This is a genomic window from Xanthomonas albilineans (assembly GCF_002939705.1).
Lineage (GTDB): Bacteria > Pseudomonadota > Gammaproteobacteria > Xanthomonadales > Xanthomonadaceae > Xanthomonas_A > Xanthomonas_A albilineans.
On the sequence record NZ_MDCB01000027.1, the window covers coordinates 1 to 15,901 of the forward strand.

Annotated in this window: 5 protein-coding genes and 2 pseudogenes; 1 reads left to right on the forward strand and 6 read right to left on the reverse strand. The window is 61.8% G+C overall.

The annotated features are described in order from the left end of the window. The 6 genes and pseudogenes from XalbCFBP2523_RS15155 to XalbCFBP2523_RS16890 form a co-directional block, all read right to left on the reverse strand. The coding region (locus XalbCFBP2523_RS15155; RefSeq protein ID WP_146084107.1) for an AMP-binding protein at window positions 1–611 on the reverse strand (611 nt) is incomplete at its 3' end. Between the two features lie 20 nt (window positions 612–631). Further along, window positions 632–1,645: a TauD/TfdA family dioxygenase gene (locus tag XalbCFBP2523_RS15160; protein WP_045765747.1), complete on the reverse strand. Its 1,014-nt coding sequence runs from the start codon at window positions 1,643–1,645 to the stop codon at window positions 632–634. Then, on the reverse strand, window positions 1,632–3,911 hold the full coding sequence (locus XalbCFBP2523_RS15165) for an AMP-binding protein (RefSeq protein WP_158250792.1): 2,280 nt from the start codon (window positions 3,909–3,911) through the stop codon (window positions 1,632–1,634). The genes XalbCFBP2523_RS15160 and XalbCFBP2523_RS15165 overlap by 14 nt, the downstream gene beginning before the upstream one ends. A gap of 118 nt (window positions 3,912–4,029) precedes the next feature. Continuing rightward, window positions 4,030–4,944 carry an SAM-dependent methyltransferase gene (locus XalbCFBP2523_RS15170; protein ID WP_146084108.1) on the reverse strand — a complete coding sequence of 305 codons (915 nt, stop codon included), beginning with the start codon at window positions 4,942–4,944 and terminating at the stop codon, window positions 4,030–4,032. A gap of 210 nt (window positions 4,945–5,154) precedes the next feature. Then, window positions 5,155–5,577: pseudogene (locus XalbCFBP2523_RS16885) on the reverse strand (ATP-binding protein); the annotation flags it as partial. A 28-nt stretch (window positions 5,578–5,605) separates the two neighbouring features. After that, window positions 5,606–5,737: pseudogene (locus XalbCFBP2523_RS16890) on the reverse strand (IS21 family transposase); the annotation flags it as partial. Window positions 5,738–5,917: 180 nt separating this feature from the next. Between XalbCFBP2523_RS16890 and XalbCFBP2523_RS15180 the strand changes: the two are divergent. Then, window positions 5,918–15,901, forward strand: a 9,984-nt coding sequence (locus XalbCFBP2523_RS15180) for a beta-ketoacyl synthase N-terminal-like domain-containing protein (RefSeq protein ID WP_158250793.1), incomplete at its 3' end; no start/stop codon positions are given.

A 15,901-nucleotide genomic window follows, 5' to 3' on the forward strand; every position in this document is an offset into this window, starting at 1 on the left:
GCCCACAGCGCATGCAGCCAGTTGAGGATTTGCCGATGGGGCACCATCACCCCCTTGGGACGACCGGTGGAACCGGAGGTATACATCACGTAGGCCAGCTGCGCCGGATGCAGGGCATGCGGCAGTGGCGTATGCGGTTGACGAGCGATGGCGGCATCGTCCAGGCGCAGCCGCGGTACTTGGATCAGTTGCCCGTCGATGTCCTTGCCGCAGAGCAACAGCCGTGGCTGCGCGTCGTCGAGGATCTGCTGAATGTAGGTGGTGGGGTAATGCGGGTCCAACGGCACGTAGCAGCCACCGGCCTTGAGCACGCCGAGTAGGGCAATGAGGAAATCGGGCGAGCGGCCGAACCACAGGGCGACGCGCTCCTGCGGGCGCAGGCCGCGCTCGATCAGGCAATGCGCCAGGCGGTTGGCGTGTTGGTCCAGTTGGGCATAGCTCAACTGTCGGTGTTGATCGGCACAAGCCAGTTCCTCGACGTGCAGTGCCACTTGCGCATCGAACAGATCCAGCACACTGCGTGACCAATCCAAGGCGAGCGCGGTATCCGGACTGGCCGCGGTCAGCGCGACGTCTTCGGCATCCAGTAGCGACATGCTTGATAGTTTCATGGGGCACCGGGTCGGCAGGGTTAAACGTGCAGCTTGAGCATGGCTTCGCCATCGCTGCGCGCAGCGATGTCAGGGGACGATTGTTCGGGCGAATAAGGTTCGGCCATGCACACGAGGATCTTGCGGCTGCCCTCGTAGGGCTCGCGTCCGTGCGAAACCAGCATATTGTCGATCAGCAGCACGTCGTCCCGATGCCAGTCAAAATGGATCTTGTGCTGGGCGAAAACTGTGCGCACATGGTCGAGCATGGCGGGGTCGATCGGCGTGCCATCGCCGAAATAGGCGTTGCGCGGCAGTCCCTGCTCGCCGAAGAACGACAGCATCATCTTCTGCGCAGCTGCCTCCAGCGCAGTGTAATGAAACAGGTGTGCTTGGTTGAACCAAACTTCATCGCCGGTCGCCGGATGGCACGCAAAGGCCCGGCAGATCTGGCTGGTGCGCAGGCCGTCGCCGGTCCATTCGCATTGCATGTCGTTGCGGGCGCAATAAGCTTCTACTTCCTGCTTGTTGCGGGTGTTAAACACGTCCTCCCATGGCAGGTCGACCCCTGCACGGTAGTTCCTGACGTAGCGCACCTGTTTGCGCGCAAAGATTTCGCGCACTTGCGGATCGATAGCGGCTGTGACCTTGAGCATGTCAGCCAACGGCGTGCAGCCGCCCTCGCTGGCCGGCTGCACGCAATGGAACAGCAGTTTCATCGGCCAGACGCGCTGGTAGGCGTTCTCGCAATGTTGCGCTATGGACAGCTGCCTGGGATATTCGGTGGCCGTGTAGACATGCTGGCCGACGTCGGTGCGCGGTGTGGAACGATAGGTATAGGCCAGTCGCTCATCGAAGAAACAGCGTGAGATCTGCTCCAAGCCACCAGGGTGCGCAAAGCCACGGAACAGTAACGCCCTGTGTTGCCATAGCAGGGTAGGCCACGTCGCGCGGTGCGTGGCAGTCCAATCAGTCAGCGTGGCCTCGGCCGAGTCGGCCTTGATGGTCAGGGGAAGATCAGCGTTTGTGTGCATGGGGCACCTAGGTTCGAGCATGGCCGACGAAGAACAGGTGGGATTGCAGGTGCTTGGCGCTAGCCAGTGTCTCCAACAGCGCAGGCCGGATTACCTTGCCGCTGCAGGTACGTGGGATCGTGCTCACTTCGACGAATAGATGGGGATAGTGATGCTTGCCTAGCGCGTTCTTGCACAAGGCGCGTAAGGCGGCCCATAGCGCCCCTGTATCGATGCTGGCATCGACAGGCACCACGAAGGCGGCGGGGCGGGGCAAGCCGAACTCGTCTTCGATCAGGCAGATCGCGCACTCCTTCACGCAGGCGTGCGTCTGGATGACGCTCTCCAGCGTTTCAGGCGAAAGCCAACAACCGTTGATCTTGATGGCGGAGCCCATTCTGCCCAAGTTATGGAAGCGCCCCTTGGCGTCGGCAAAGAACAGGTCGCGTGTATCGAACCAGCCGTCGACGAACAATTGGGCACTGAGTATGGGGTCGCCAACATAGCCCCTCGTCAGCGTATTGCCCCTCACCCACAGGCTGCCGACTTCGCCTATGCGGCAGATCTCTCCCTGCTTGTTCACCAGCTTCACAACAAAGCCTGGTACCGGCGTGCCAGTGCAACCCATGAGCGCGTGGCCTGGCCGATTGGAGATGAAGGTGGACAGTACCTCGGTGCAGCCGATACCGTCGAGCACTTCGACCTGCCAACGCGTGCTGATCGCATGACCAAGCCTCGCCGGCAAGCTTTCGCCGGCCGATATGCACAGGCGAAGCGCCGGCCACACCGCATCCGGCGCGGCCTCGGCAAGCAACAGCTTGAACACGGCGGGCACGGCGAGCAATACAGTGACGTGGTAAGTGTGGATGGTTTGCGCGATCTGCCTGACGCTAAGCGGCGCGGCAATCACATGGCTGACGCCAGCGAGCAGGGACAGCATCAGGTTGTTCAGGCCGTAGGCGAAAAACACCCGCGACGGTGTATACATCACGTCATCGCTGCGCAGCCCGAGCACGGCCTGCTGGTAGTTGAGATGGCAGTGCATAAAATCGGCATGCGAGTGCGTTACCGCCTTGGGCGTACCAGTGGAGCCGGATGTGCATATCATTACCGCGGGTGTATCGGCGGGGCAGGGCGCAACCACCAGCTCGTCGTTTTCGATCACCGGCATCAGGCTCGTCAGCTCTAAGGTCGGCAGGTGGCGCAACGCGGCATGATGGGAAGGCGGCAGTTCCGCATCGATCAGCACGAGGCGAGGCTTGATGGTCTTGATCGTGGTCTCAAAGTGGGCGAGCGACACAAGCTCGTTTATCGGCGCAAAGACCAGGCCACCGGCCAGGCAGGCCAGCATCAGGGCAACGCCAGCTAGGCTGTCGATAGCAATCAGCGCCACCGCATCACCGCTTTGCAGGCCAAGCAGACTCAAGTGCCGGGCATAGGTCGCCGCGCGAGAGCGCAACTGGCGGTAGCTGAAAGCCTGCTGGCGCAACGGATCGATCATTTGCGCCGTCGAAGCCAGATGCGCTGCGGAAAAAATCTGCGCGCACACGTTGACCTGGACTGACGGGAGGAAGCCGATAGGCGCACAGGCAAACACCGCGGTGCTTGCGTCGGACCAGGACGGCATCGGCCCATCGGTCGAGCGTGCGAACCAGCTCGCGGGCATCGGCCCATCGGTCGAGCGTGCGAACCAGCTCGCGGGCAAATGACTGGCAATTTGACATAGTTTGCCGTGGTCGCAGGCCAGCAGACTGGTATCCACCTCGATCAGGTCTTCGACGCAGGACAGCGCAGGCAAAGGGATCTGCGCCGCGCTGCCGCATACGGCACTATCGCGCAAGTCCGGCAGGTTCCTTTGGCGGTGGTCCGCATGCCATAGCAGCAGGCCATCGCTGCGTCGCGTGGCCAAGGCTTCCAGTGCCATGCCCAGGGCGCCTTGCAACCGGTCCAGTTGCTTGGGTTCCTCGATACGGCCCAAATCCAGTGCCAGGGTGTTGGCGCCGGGGGACGATTCGGACAGCACGATTTGGTGCCGATGCTTGAGGTAATCGCAAATCAGGCCGGCCAGCTTGCCTAACCGTGCATATTCCCGTAGCAGGCTACCGAAGCTGCCACAGGGGTATGGTGCGGCATAGTCAATGGTTATGTGCTGGCCGATCGGCGTGTCGCTGACATCGATACGCAAGCCAGGATAATCGCGCCGCCATTGATGCAGCAGCGTGGTCCATTGACGAGCATAGGCCTCGTTGCGCCCTGGCCGCGTCTGACCTACCGACCAACGCAAATCTAGTTCGGTGCCAGAGTGCATCGGAAGATTTGTCAGTGGGCTATCCATAAGCGTTCTCGGGTAAGGCGATCGACGCATCGAGCTCGGCTGTGTGCACTGGTTTGGCCGGTACGCCAGCGCGAGAGACTGTTCGCAAGCTTCAGCGTTTCAGCGCGTGGACCAGATAACTTTGCGGCACGCCGTGGGTGCCGCGCGGTGCGACCGGAAACGGCCAACGCCCCATTTGCTGGCCAGCGGCGGCGATGGTCAACACCCCTGGCTCCCAGCCCAGTGGTTGGATCAGGCTTTCCGGTTCGTCAGTGCCAAACTGGCGAGCCATCGCGTGCAGCACTCGGGCATTGGGCGAGTTGAGCATAGAGAGGCCGATAACATCGAACAACACGCTGCTGCCCTTGGCACTCAATGCATCGATGCGCGCGAACAGCAGCATCACTGCCTCGGCGCTCAAGTAGCACAGCAAGCCCTCGACCAGCCACAAGGTGGCGGCGCTGCCGACGAATCCACTCTCCTTAAGTGCCTGGGGCCAGTCTTCGCGCAAATCGATCGGTAGCGCAATGCGCTGGCAAACGGGCTGGGCGTCATGGAGTTTTTCGTGCTTGTCGGACAGGACATCCATGTGGTCGATCTCGTAGACCCGGGTATCGGACGGCCAGGGGAGACGATAAGCGCGTGCATCCATACCGGCGGCCAGGATCACCACCTGGCCAATGCCTTCACTGACCGCCTGCATGATCTTGTCGTCGAGCCAACGCGTCCGTACCTCGATCGCCGGAGGCATCGGTACGTTCTGGTTGTTGCGTCTGAGCTCTTCAACGAATTCATCGCCGGCCAGACGCCGTGCGAAAGGGTCATGGAACAGCGCCTGCTCCCGCTCGCTTTCCAGCGCCCGCATGCCTGCCACCCATAAGGCGGTTCTTTCGATATCTCTCATGCATACGCTCCGGTTCGTGGTCGGCTTGCGCCGATGCATCATAGATATGCATGACTCGATTCGCGGCACCGTGCCTTGATGGTGGCTGCGAAGCGAAAACAATAACCAAAGGGTGATGCTCAACGACTTTACTGTAGCGACACCTTGTCCATCGCCTTACGGATGGTCTGATCAACGCAAGCGAAAGATGAGATAAACCACATCAGCTGTCAACGCCGATTTAAATTTGACCCACTTTCCTTTGAATCGCCGAAGTAAATCTGACCCACCCGGGGTCTTCCATCGGGCTGCTAGACTGCGCAGGGCAGAGCCCGTCGCAGCCCAGCAGCCCTGCGCCGGCTCACGCCCGAAGGGCAGGTAGCCGATCTCGTCGACCACCAGCAGCTTCGGCCCGAGTACCGCGCGATTGAAGTAGTCCTTCAGCCGGTTCTGCGCCTTGACCGCTGCCAGTTGCATCATCAGGTCGGCCGCGGTGATGAAACGTGCCTTGTGTCCCGCCATCACCGCACGCTGGCACAGCGCCAGGGCGATGTGGGTCTTGCCGACACCGCTGGGGCCAAGCATCACCACGTTCTCGGTGCGCTCGACGAAGGCCAGGTGGCCGAGCTCGACGATCTGCGCCTTCGAGGCGCCGCCGGCCTGGGCCCAGTCGAACTGCTCCAGCGTCTTGATGGACGGCATCATGGCAAGTCGCGTCAGCACCGTGCGCTTGCGCTCTTCACGCGCGAGCTGTTCGCTTGCCAGCACCTTCTCCAGCCTTGGCCAAGCGCACTGTCGGCACGGCCTTGCTGATGCCGCCCATGTAGCCGCGCGCCTGGATCTCGCGTAGTAGCACCACGCTGGCCGGGATCCATCGAGGGCGCGCTTGCCCAATGCGCTCATGCAGATAACTCTTGTAGCCGTCCAGTTTGCAGGCGTATTGTTAGGCGTCACCGCTCGCGCGGCGATCCCCAATAAGGCGGGTATGAGACGCGCATGGCCGCCCTTCCCGCAGGCGTGCTGTCGCTCTATTGCTTACCTCATGCAGAGATCGCCAATGTCGCCGTTACAGCAAACGCTGCTAACCCGCCTCGCCAGTGCGGCCGCCTCCCGGACAATGATCGAGTTTCCGCGTCCGGAGCACGCATCGCCACAATGTTGCGACGATGCCGAGCTTGCGCGACTGATCGTGCAGTTGTCGGCGGGACTGCAACCGCTGGCGATGCCGGGTACCTACGTGATCATTGCCGCGCCACATGGTGGTTTGTTCGCGGCAGCCCTGCTTGCCTGTTTGCATGCCAACCTGGTGGCGGTGCCGTTTCCACTGGATGTTGCTCAGCCAAATGAGCGGGAACAGGCCAGACTGGAGACGATCCACGCACAATTGATGGAGCATGGCAATGTAGCGGTTCTGCTTGACGATGTCGCCGATCGCAGTGCCTTCGCGCGCATGGCGCATGCTGCGGGCACCTTCCTGGCGACCTTCGCCGATCTAAAGCGCGAATCGACCAGCGCCTCCTTGTGCCCGGCGTCGCCTTCGGACGCCGCCTTGCTGTTGTTTACCTCTGGTTCCTCGGGTGAGTCCAAGGGCATCCTGCTTAGCCACCGCAACCTGCATCATCAGATCCAGGCTGGCATCCGGCAGTGGAGCTTGGACGAGCATAGCCATGTGGTGACCTGGCTTTCTCCCGCGCACAACTTCGGCCTGCATTTCGGCTTGCTGGCACCCTGGTTCAGTGGCGCGACGGTCAGCTTCATCCATCCGCACAGTTATATGAAACGCCCAGGCTTCTGGCTGGAGACGGTTGCGGCTAGAGACGCCACGCACATGGCCGCGCCGAACTTCGCGTTCGACTACTGCTGCGACTGGGTGATGGTCGAGCAGCTTCCGCCGTCTGCGTTGTCTACGCTTACGCATATCGTGTGTGGCGGCGAGCCGGTGCGCGCCTCGACCATGCAGCGCTTCTTCGAGAAATTCGCCGGACTCGGTGCGCGTACGCAGACTTTCATGCCGCACTTCGGCTTGTCTGAAACCGGTGCGCTGAGTACCTTGGACGAAGCGGCCCAACAGCGCGTCTTGGAACTAGATGCCGACGCCTTGAACAAACGCAAGCGCGTGGCGGCAGGGGCGAGCCAGGCGCGTGTGACAGTGCTCAATTGCGGCGCCGTCGACCAAGATGTGGAGTTGCGTATCGTCTGTCCTGAAGGCGAGACGTTGTGCAGACCAGATGAGATCGGCGAAATATGGGTAAAGTCGCCTGCGATCGCCCGTGGCTACCTGTTTGCGAAGCCCGCCGATCAGCGACAGTTCAACTGCAGCATCCGTCATACCGACGATAGCGGTTACTTTCGTACCGGCGACCTGGGTTTCATTGCCGATGGCTGTCTGTATGTCACCGGAAGGGTAAAGGAGGTGCTGATCATACGCGGTAAGAATCATTACCCCGCACATATCGAAGCCTCGATCGCCGCTACCGCATCGCCTGGCGCGCTGATGCCGGTGGTGATCAGCATCGAGCGGCAGGACGAGGAGCGCGTAGCTGCGGTGATCGCCGTCAATCACCCGTGGACGCCGGCAGCATGCGCCGCGCAGGCACTCAAGATCCGGCAACAGGTAGCCGACCAGCATGGAGTCGCCTTGGCGGAGCTAGCCTTTGCCGAACACCGGCACGTGTTCGGCACCTATCCGGGCAAACTGAAGCGGCGCCTAGTCAAGGAAGCCTATGTCAACGGCCAGCTGCCGTTGTTATGGCATGAGGGTAAGAACCGGGACGTACCAGCGGCCGCCGCGGACGATCGGCAGGCGCAACACGTGGCGGACCTGTGTCGGAAGGTCTTTTTGCCGGTGTTGGGTGTCGCGCCGCCGCATGCCCAATGGCCGCTGTGCGAACTGGCGCTGGATTCGCTCCAATGCGTGCGTCTTGCCGGTGCCATCGAAGAGTGCTACGGCGTGCCTTTCGAACCCACGTTGCTATTCAAGCTTGAGACGGTCGGGGCAATCGCCGAATATGTCCTGGCGCACGGACGTCAGGCGCCCACGTCGACGCGTGCGCCGGTGGCAAGCACAACATGCTCAGAGGAACCGATCGCCATTGTGGCGATGCACTGTGAGGTGCCCGGAGCGGGCGAGAACACTGAAGCATTGTGGTCGTTCCTACGGAGCGACGTCAACGCGATCCGGCCGATCGAATCAACGCGCCCGGACTTATGGGCAGCGATGCGCGCCTATCCCGGCCTCGCGGGCGAACAGCTGCCGCGCTATGCGGGTTTCCTCGACGACGTTGATGCTTTCGATGCTGCGTTTTTCGGTATCTCGCGTCGCGAGGCCGAATGCATGGACCCGCAGCAGCGCAAAGTGCTGGAGATGGTGTGGAAGCTGATCGAGCAAGCCGGTCACGATCCGCTGTCCTGGGGCGGCCAGCCGGTCGGCCTGTTCGTGGGTGCGCATACGTCCGACTATGGCGAGCTGCTGGCGAGCCAGCCGCAACTGATGGCCAAATGTGGCGCTTACATCGATTCGGGTTCGCATTTGACCATGATTCCGAACCGGGCTTCGCGCTGGTTCAATTTCACCGGCCCCAGCGAAGTAATCAACAGCGCTTGCTCCAGCTCGCTGGTGGCGCTGCATCGGGCGGTTCAATCGCTGCGCCAAGGCGAAAGCAGTGTCGCCCTGGTACTCGGCGTGAACCTTATCCTGGCTCCCAAGGTGCTGTTAGCCAGTGCAAGCGCGGGCATGCTTTCGCCCGATGGCCGCTGCAAGACGCTTGACGCCGCCGCCGATGGCTTCGTGCGTTCGGAAGGGATCGCAGGGGTGATATTGAAGCCACTGGCGCAGGCGCTGGCCGATGGTGACAGGGTCTACGGTCTAGTCCGCGGCGTGGCGGTCAACCATGGCGGCCGTTCCAATTCCTTGCGTGCTCCCAACGTCAACGCGCAGCGGCAACTGCTGATCCGGACTTACCAGGAAGCCGGTGTCGAGCCGGCCAGCGTCGGTTATGTTGAACTACACGGCACTGGTACCAGCCTGGGTGATCCGATCGAAATCCAGGCGCTGAAGGAAGCTTTCATTGCGTTGGGGGCACAGGCCGCCCCGTCAAACTGCGGCATCGGTTCGGTGAAGTCCGCGCTGGGCCATCTAGAAGCCGCTGCAGGCCTGACCGGCCTGATCAAGGTGCTGCTGATGCTCAAGCACGGCGAGCAGGCCGGCACGCGCCATTTCAGCACGCTCAATCCGCTGATCGATTTGCGAGGCACGTCATTCGAAGTGGTGGCGCAGCATCGCGCATGGCCGTCGCAGGTCGGCATTCACGGCACACTCTTGCCGCGTCGCGCGGGTATCAGCTCATTCGGCTTCGGCGGCGCCAATGCGCATGCGATCGTGGAAGAGCATGTCATTGCCACGCCCCCCTCGACGAGCTCCGCCGGCGGCCCGGTAGGTATCGTGTTGTCAGCCGGTAGTGAAGCTGTCTTGCGGCAACAAGTGCTGGCCTTGTCAGCCTGGCTAAGGCAGCAATCGCCGACACCCGCGCAAATGATCGATGTCGCCTACACCTTACAGGTAGGACGCGCAGCCCTGTCGCACAGGTTGGCTTTTAGCGCGATGGACGCCGAGCAGGCATTGGCGAGGCTTGAGGGTCGTCTGGCGGGCGTGATGGATGCCGAGGTCCATCACGGTGTCGTGGATGCTGCGGCAACGGCTCCCGAACATGGGCGGCAGACGCGCGAAGGTCTTGCCGGTTTGCTGCGAGCCTGGACTCAGGGCGTGCGCGTCGATTGGTCGGCGCTGTACGGCATACAGCGACCGCAGCGCGTTAGCCTGCCTGTCTACCCCTTCGCTAGGGAGCGCTATTGGCTGCCCGACCAGGCTATGCATGCCGCTGCGGACGCTCATCCGATGCTGCAGCTGTTGCATGCCAGTGCCAAACTACATCGCTACGCCTTGCGTAGATCCGGCTGCGCAAGCTTTCTTGTTGATCATTGCGTGGATGGTCGACAGGTACTACCGGCAGCCGTGCAACTGGAATTGGTGCGCGCCGCGGCGCAGCGGGCCATGCCGCAGGATGAGGGGTGTATCGAACTGGCGCAGGTCGCCTTTTTGCATCCCCTCATGATGGAGGAGACTGAGCTGGAGGTCGAAATCGAACTGTCGAAGAGCGATCAAGATGAGTTCGATTTCCAACTTCACGATGCTCACCGCCGACAGGTCTTTAGCCAGGGGCACGTACGTCGCCGGGTCTATACGGCGACACCGCGCCTGGATTTAGCCCAGTTGCAAAAGCTTTGTGCCGAGCGCGTGTTGTCCGGCGAAGACTGTTATGCGCACTTCACCGCCTGCGGATTGCAGCTCGGCGACCGGCTCAAATCCGTGCAATCGATCGGCTGCGGACGCAATGGCGAGGGCGAGCCGATCGCATTGGGTGTCCTGCGCCTGCCACCATCAAGCGTTGAAGACAGCCATGTGCTGCCTCCTAGCCTGCTTGATGGTGCCTTGCAGTGCAGCCTTGGCTTGCAGCGTGATGTCGAGCACATCGCCATGCCATACACGCTGGAGCGGATGACGGTGCATGCGCCGATTCCTCCCGAGGCCTGGGTGCTGCTGCGTCACGGCCATGCAGCCAGACAGTCCCTGGACATCGATCTCCTGGATTCCGAAGGTAGGGTCTGCGTCAGCCTCGGCAATTACACCGGCCGTGCACCGAAAGCCGTTTCCGCCGTCAGGGCGCTTGTCTTGGCACCGGTCTGGCAAGCGTTGACCGAAACGGCGCCGGCATGGCCCGATCCGGCCGAACGCATCGTTACGGTAGGAGACGATGCATGGCGTAGTCACTTCGGTTTCGACGCGCCGGCCTTGTCGCTGGAGGACAGCGTCGAAGCGATCGCGATGCGACTGGGCCAGACCGGCAAGTTCGATCATCTGGTCTGGATCGTGCCGATAGCCGAGAGTGAAACCGATATTGCAGCGCAAGGTTCAGCGGCGATCGCCGGTTTCCGGTTGGTCAAGGCGTTGCTTGCGTTGGGCTATGCGCATCGCCCGCTGGGTCTCACCGTGCTGACTCGCCAAGCCCTTACGCGGCAGCCGTCGCACGCGGCAGTGCACGGGCTGATCGGGACGCTGGCCAAGGAATACTGCAACTGGAAAATCCGTCTGCTCGACCTGCCGAGCGTAAAATCTTGGCCGCAATGGGAGCAATTGCGGTCGTTGCCTTGGCATGCGCAGGGCGAAGCCCTGATCGGCCGTGGGACTTGTTGGTATCGGCGGCAGTTGTGTGAAGTGCTGCCGCTGCCGTCGTTGGAACCGCCGCCGTACCGCGTAGGCGGTGTCTACGTCGTGATCGGCGGCGCTGGCGGCTTGGGTGAAGTATTGAGCGAACACTTGATCCGCACGTACGACGCGCAGCTGATCTGGATCGGGCGGCGCGTGCTGGACGAAGGCATTGCGCGCAAGCAGACCCGGCTTGCGTCGCTGGGCCGCGCACCGCATTACATCTCCGCGGACGCGAGTGACCCGGCTGCCCTGCAGGCGGCACATAATGAGATCGTTGCGCTGCATGGCCAGCCCCATGGGCTCATCCTAAGCAACATCGTGCTGAAGGATGCCAGTTTGGCTCGTATGGAGGAAGCCGATTTCCGTGACGTGCTGGCCGCGAAACTCGACGTCAGCGTGTGTGCGGCACAGGTGTTCGGCACGGCCCCCCTTGATTTCGTGCTGTTTTTTTCTTCCATCCAGAGCACTACCAAGGCGGCCGGGCAAGGTAACTACGCCGCCGGCTGCTGCTATGTCGACGCTTTCGGCGAGCTATGGGCGCGCCGGGGTTTGAGGGTAAAGACCATCAACTGGGGCTACTGGGGCAGCGTGGGCGTCGTAGCGGGCGAGGACTATCGCCGGCGCATGGCGCAAAAACACATGGCTTCGATTGAGGGTGCCGAAGCGATGCAGGTGTTGTCGCAGTTGTTGTGTGCGCCGTTGCAACGGCTTGCCTACGTCAAGATCGACGATGCTAACGCAATGCGCGCTCTGGGCGTAGTAGAGGACGAGAGCGTGCAAATCCCTGTGCACGCACCGGCCGAGCCTCCCAGAGGGCAGCCTGGTCCCGTGGTCGAGTTGTCGGTGAATCTGGATGCCCGGCGCGAACGGGAAACTTTGCTGGCGGCCTGGCTGCTTGAGTTGATCGAGCAACTCGGTGGTTTTCCGCCGGCAAGTTTCGACATCGCTACGCTTGCGCAACGCCTGCACATCGTACCCGCCTATCGAAGCTGGCTGGAACACAGCGTGCGGATGCTCGGCGTGTATGGTTACCTCAGAGCGACGGGGGAAAGCCGATTCGAGCTGGCCGACAAGCCGCCCGATGATGCCAGGGGTGCCTGGAACGCGCATGTGCACGAGGCCAGCGTCGAAGCCGGTGAAGAGGCACAGCGGCGTCTGCTCGATCGCTGCATGCGGGCGTTGCCGGCGGTCCTTCGAGGCGAACGCAAGGCCACCGAATTGCTGTTTCCGGAAGGTTCGATGGCGTGGGTCGAGGGTATCTACCAGAACAACCCGCTTGCCGATTACTTCAACGCACAACTAGTCACTCGACTGATTGCCTACTTGAAACGACGACTAGAGTCGACGCCTGCGGCGTGCCTGAAGCTGTGCGAGATCGGCGCCGGCAGCGGTGGTACTACTGCAAGCGTGCTACAACAGTTGCAGGCATATGGTGAGCATATCGAGGAATATCTCTATACCGACCTGTCGCCTGTCTTCCTGCATCATGCGGAAAAACACTATCAGCCACGAGCGCCTTATTTGAGGACCGCCTATTTCGACGTAGAGCGCGCGCCGACGGCGCAGGCCCTGGAATCGGGCGGCTACGACGTGGTGATTGCCGCCAACGTACTGCATGCTACGCGCGATATCGCCAAGACCTTGCGCAATGCGAAGGCACTCCTCAAACCTGGCGGTCTGCTCTTGCTCAACGAAGTGATCGAGCGCAGCCTGGTCCTGCACCTGACTTTCGGCTTGCTGGAGAGCTGGTGGTTGCCCGAGGACAGGATCTTGCGCCTTGCAGGCTCGCCGTTGCTGGCTTGCGCCACTTGGCGCAGCCTGCTGGAGGCTGAGGGTTTTGCGGGGGTAAGCGTGCACAGGGCGCAACCCGATGCCGGGCAGGCCATCATCTGTGCCTACAGCGATGGGATAGTGCGGCAAGCCAGTACGATCGAGGTTGCGCGGAATGAAAAAGTAACCGTTCCGTCGCAGCCGGCGGAAGCCGGGGAATCGCCGCTGGATCTGGTCAAAAAACTGCTTGGACGCATTCTGAAAATGGATCCGGCCACACTCGATACCAGCCACCCGCTGGAGTACTACGGTGTCGATTCGATCGTGGCGATCGAACTGGCTATGGCACTGCGCGAGACATTCCCGGGTTTTGAAGTCAGCGAGCTGTTTGAAACGCAATCCATCGATACCTTGCTGGGCTCTCTTGAGCAGGCCCCTCTCCTTCCTACCCTCACAGCTACGCCGCAACAAGACATGCTGCAGCAGCTGAAACAACTGCTGGCGCGTACGCTGAAGCTGGACATTACGCAGATCGACACGAGCAAGACGCTGGAGAGCTATGGTGTCGACTCCATCGTCATCATCGAATTAGCCAACGCCTTGCGTGAGCGCTATCCGAGCTTGGACGTGTCACAGCTGATGGAAACCTTATCGATCGACCGGCTGGTTGCTCAATGGCAGGCAACGGAGCCCGCCGTACCGGCAGAGCCAACAGCGGAACCGCCGGTAGCCGACGAAGACGCCGCTGCCATCATCGGACTGGCCGGCCGCTTTCCAGGCGCGGACACGTTGGAGGAGTTCTGGAACAACCTGCGCAACGGCCAAAGCAGTATGGGAGAGGTGCCAGGCGAGCGCTGGGATCACCAGCACTACTTCGACAGTGAACGCCAGGCACCGGGCAAGACGTATAGCCGCTGGGGTGCGTTTCTGAGGGACATAGACGGCTTCGATGCAGCCTTCTTTGAATGGCCCGACAGCGTCGCGCTGGAATCGGATCCGCAAGCGCGGATATTTCTAGAGCAGGCCTATGCCGGGATCGAAGATGCCGGCTATACGCCTGGCTCGCTCAGCAAGAGCCACCGCGTAGGTGTATTCGTAGGTGTGATGAATGGTTACTACAGCGGCGGAGCGCGCTTCTGGCAAATCGCCAACCGCGTGTCGTACCAGTTCGATTTTCGCGGGCCAAGCCTGGCGGTGGATACCGCCTGTTCGGCTTCGCTCACCGCGATCCACCTGGCGCTGGAAAGCCTGCGCAGCGGCAGTTGCGAGGTCGCACTGGCCGGTGGCGTGAATCTGCTGGTCGATCCGCAGCAATATCTTAATTTGGCTGGCGCCGCGATGCTCTCCGCCGGCGCCAGCTGTCGGCCGTTCGGCGAGGCCGCGGACGGTTTCGTGGCCGGCGAAGCCTGCGGCGTGGTGCTGCTCAAGCCGCTCAAGCAAGCGAGGGCCGATGGCGATGTGATCCATGCCGTAATCAAGGGCAGCATGATCAATGCCGGTGGGCACACCAGCGCGTTCTCCTCGCCTAACCCTGCCGCCCAGGCCGAAGTCGTGCGGCAGGCCTTGCAGCGCGCAGGTGTGGCGCCCGATTCGATCAGCTACATCGAGGCGCATGGCACCGGCACCGTACTAGGCGATGCAGTGGAGTTGGGTGCTTTGAATAAAGTGTTCGACAAGCACGCGGCACCCTGCCTGATCGGCTCGCTGAAGGCGAACATCGGCCATGCCGAAAGCGCCGCGGGCATCGCCGGACTGGCCAAGCTGGTATTGCAGTTCAGGCATGGCGAGTTGGCGCCTAGTCTGAATGCGTTTCCCTTGAATCCCTATATTGAGTTCGGTCGCTTCCAGGTACAACAGCAGGTGGCACCGTGGCCGCGCCGTGGCGCCCAGCCGCGGCGCGCCGGGTTATCTGCCTTCGGTGCTGGCGGATCGAATGCGCACCTAGTGGTAGAGGAAGCTCCGGCTATGGCTCCCGGGGTCTCGATCAGCGCCAGCTCTCCAGCCTTGATCGTGCTTTCGGCGCGAACGCTGCCTGCCTTGCAACAGCGTGCTCGCGATCTGCTCGTCTGGATGCAAGCGCGGCAGGTGGATGACGTCATGCTGGCCGACGTTGCTTATACGCTGCACTTGGGCCGCGTCGCGATGGAGCAACGCCTGGCTTTTACCGCTGGCTCGGCTGCCGAGTTGAGCGAGAAATTACAGGCTTACCTGGGCCATGCGATTCGGGCCGACATCTATCTGAGCGAGGACACGCCCGGCAAACCGGCAGGCGCTCCGATCGTGGCCGAGGAAGATCTGCTCACGCTGATGGATGCCTGGATCGAAAAGGGCCAGTACGGTCGTTTGCTGGAGTACTGGACCAAGGGCCAACCGATCGACTGGAACAAACTCTATTGGCGCAAGCTGTATGCGGACGGACGGCCGCGGCGGATCAGCCTGCCCACCTATCCGTTCGAGCACCGGCGTTATTGGCAAACGCCGACGCCGGGCGAGCGAAGCCTGCACGCCACCGCGCCAGCTACTCGGGAAACGGTTGCGGTTGGTGCCATGCCGGATCCGGCCGGCGCTACGGTGCAAGCCCGGTTGTGCGCCTTGTGCCAAGTGTTGTTGGGCAAACCTGTCACGGCCCAGATGGATTTCTTTGCCGTCGGCGGCCATTCGGTGCTGGCGATCCAATTGGTCTCGCGCATCCGCAAAAGCTTCGGGGTGGAGTATCCGGTCAGCGCTTTGTTCGAATCGGCGCTGTTGTCGGACATGGCGCGGCAGATCGAACAATTGCGGGTGAACGGAGTCGCCAAGCGCATGCCGGCGTTGTTGCCTGCCGGGCGCGCGGGCGCGATTCCTGCGACTTATGCACAGGAGCGCCTATGGCTCGTCCACGAACATATGAGTGAGCAACGCAGTAGTTACAACATCACCTTTGCCATGCACTTCAGAGGCGTCGACTTCCGTGCTGAAGCGATGCGTGCCGCATTGAACGCGCTGGTGGCGCGGCACGAAGTGCTGCGCACACGCTTTCTTTCGGAGGACGGGCAGCTGCAACAGGTGATCGCTGCCTCGTTGACG